We start from the raw sequence: 2,091 nt of genomic DNA, 5'->3' as shown, positions 1-2,091 counted from the left end.
ACTATGAGAACGGCCTGAACGGCATCCAAACCCTGGGCAGCACCCTGGTTGGCACCCTGGTTGGCGCCTTAGGCGGCAAGCTAGAGACCGCGGCCCAAACCGCCCAATACAGCTACAACGCCGATGTTTTTAACCGGCAGCTGCACCCGAGTGAAGTCAAGAAGCTGGCTGCATTGCGAGACAAATTTGCGGTCACACTCGCCAAAGAACAAGGTCGAGCAGTGAGTGCCGAAGAAGCGGAAAGATGGCTCTCGACGGCGGCATTAACCAATGTAGATGACCTCAATCAAAAAGCATACGCTTTAGACAAAGGGAGCAATGGTAGTCAAGAGCATTGGTCATTTAATCTTGCCAAGCAATTTATTAGCCAAGAGAGCAAAGGGCTCGGCACGTGGGTTGATGAACAAGGGGTAGTTCGACAATATTTTATTGAGAAGAATGCCGCTGATCGACAAAACAATCTGCTTTATGCACAAGTTGGCGCACAAGATACGCAATGGCGTGAATTCATGTGGCGCACGCAAGCGGTGAATGTGTTGCCGAATAATGCAACAGCAGAGCAACAAGCCCTCTATCAAAGCCGGGAAAAAGAGCTCACCAAACAGAAGCTAATGACCGGCGGCATTGCCATAGTCACTGGCGGCGCAGCCGCGCTGGCTCCTAAAGTCATCTCTAAACTTCCAAGCTCTCCTGCTCAGAGCGGGGCGAACACAAAAACTAAGGTTGATAACAATCAGAATACAGATTTACCGAATGTTTATGATAGGCAAGGGGGGAATAGTGCAAGCATACTTAAAGAGGGAGAGTTAGCCGCATCAAAGGTTAAGTGGGTTGATGAAAATGCCGGCATGAGTCAAGCAGCGCGGAATTACAATGACTCCGCAACTGGAGCACGTTCTAATCCTGCTACCCAAAGTGGTCAGGCACCAGCTCTTGAACGAACCATGCCTGATGGTTCAATACGACAAGTGAAATTCGATGGCGTAGATGGCGACGTAATGATTGATCGGAAAATTTCGGTTGTTACGACGGATAAGGCTAAGGATCAAGCGCTTCGTCAATCAGAAGCATTAAGCCAGAATGGACTCACTGGACGATGGGAAGTTTCCTCAGACGCTCAAGCCGCTAGGGCAACTAAAATGCTTAATGATTTAGGAATAAAAAACATTCAAGTAAAGGTAGTAAAACAATGAAAAATTCTATTAGTTATCATTTAGCCAAAGCCATCGCAGATATAGCGATTTTTCTAGAATTCACTAACGAAAAGTTATTAGACCAAGATACTTCTATAGAGGCGATGGAGCAATTGGCGATGGAGCTACAGTTGATGGAAGATGATGATCGTAGAAGCTTTGGATTGCTGCTTAAAAAGCTTAGTGCAGAGTACAAAGATTCACGTAAGGCACAGTTCGTAGAAAATTTACCAGAGTCCCTAGGTCTAGAATAAGTAAGTTGAGTAAATCAGGGACGAGTAAATCAGGGACGAGTAAATCAGGGACGTAAATCAGGGACGTAAATCAGGGACGTAAATCAGGGACGTAAATCAGGGACGTAAATCAGGGACGTAAATCAGGGACGTAAATCAGGGACGTAAATCAGGGACGTAAATCAGGGACGTACCACTAATAACTCACATTAGAAAACTAATGCCTAATCGAAACCAGCATTCCAAACACTCCCGCCAGCCCCTTCGGCTGGCGGTATTACTTTGGTTGTTCGTTTCGCATCTTTTGGTTCAAACCGATGCGCTTGCTGCGCATGCCCATCTGGCTTGCACAGGGCCAAGTATCACCGCAAGCATTAATACATACATCCCGCCCACTACTCACCCTAGCGAGAGCCTGTCCACACCAGTGGCCTTGCTTGCGCAACGGCCTGTGGTGATGGCCCTTGTTGCAGTGCCTCACACCCAACTCACGGGTGCCGCCATTACCAGCCAAGCCGCGGCCGAGCACAACCAACTAAGCACCGGCAGCCTCGCCAGCGTTGACCTCACCAACCGGCAACAGACCCAAAGCCAAAGCAACAGCCTATCGCTCAGCTACAACGGTGCTGCTGGCGGCATGGCCAACCTCACCAGCAACCTCAGCA

3 protein-coding genes are annotated in these 2,091 nt (G+C 48.7%); all 3 read left to right on the top strand.

The window, feature by feature from the left end; all coding sequences use genetic code 11:
* On the top strand, positions 1-1,193 hold a 1,193-nt coding region (locus DU000_RS12535; RefSeq protein ID WP_205074074.1), incomplete at its 5' end, for a hypothetical protein.
* On the top strand, positions 1,190-1,447 hold the full coding sequence (locus DU000_RS12530; RefSeq protein ID WP_114403749.1) for a hypothetical protein: 258 nt from the start codon (positions 1,190-1,192) through the stop codon (positions 1,445-1,447). The genes DU000_RS12535 and DU000_RS12530, both read left to right, overlap by 4 nt.
* A gap of 199 nt (positions 1,448-1,646) precedes the next feature.
* A partial coding sequence (locus DU000_RS12525; protein ID WP_147267031.1) for a hypothetical protein occupies positions 1,647-2,091 on the top strand: 445 nt, incomplete at its 3' end.

Source organism: Parvibium lacunae (assembly GCF_003335215.1).
GTDB lineage: Bacteria > Pseudomonadota > Gammaproteobacteria > Burkholderiales > Burkholderiaceae_D > Parvibium > Parvibium lacunae.
The sequence above is the reverse complement of the archived record's forward strand: the minus strand, read 5'-3'. Positions and strand labels throughout refer to the sequence as shown.